The organism is Formivibrio sp. oc-25 (assembly GCF_055810895.1).
On record NZ_JBVVOL010000099.1, the window covers coordinates 1 to 657 of the forward strand.

Sequence of the window (657 nt, forward strand, 5' to 3'; positions counted from 1 at the left end):
AAAAACTTGGCCAGAAATGACCGCTTTTTTCAGTTAATCACGCCGGAATAGTGGGGTAACAGAATCAGAATGGGGTTAATTGACCGGATCAGATGGGGTGGATTCCGGTACAAACCTTGTACGGCCTTAGCGCCGGCCATGCACCGCCGCGACAATGCCCGAAACAACAATGATGGCCATGCCCAGCAGACTCATCGCAGAGGGTAGCTGGCCAAATATCAGCCAGCCGAGCAGACCGGCCCAGAAGAGTTGCAGATAGTTCAATGGCGCCAGGGTTGAGGCCGGGGTATGCCGATAGGCAACGGTAAACAGGTAATGCCCGACACCGCCTGCGAGACCCAGCCACAGGAATAGCACGGCATCGAGTGGCGACAACTGGAAATCTGTCCAGAAACCGGGCAGGCCCAGACTCAGCACAATCACACTGACCAGGGCCGAGTAATACAGCATGACAATGCTGCGTTCCGTGCTGCCCAGCAGGCGGGACAGCAGTTGATAGAGGGCATCCATGCAGGCGGCCAATAGCACGCAGACCACCCCGACCGGATCAAGCTGGCCGCCGGGATGCGCGATCAGCAGCACCCCCAAGAAGCCGGCAATCACACACCATCCCCGCACGCTGCCGATGGTTTCCTTCAGCAGGTATTTGGCGAGCAG

General features: G+C 57.8%; 1 protein-coding gene. It reads right to left on the reverse strand.

Annotation, left to right across the window (positions count from 1 at the left end; genetic code table 11):
• Positions 1 to 126 precede the first annotated feature (126 nt).
• Positions 127 to 657: DMT family transporter (locus tag AC0KVQ_RS16505; protein ID WP_473422289.1), on the reverse strand; the 531-nt coding region annotated here is incomplete at its 5' end.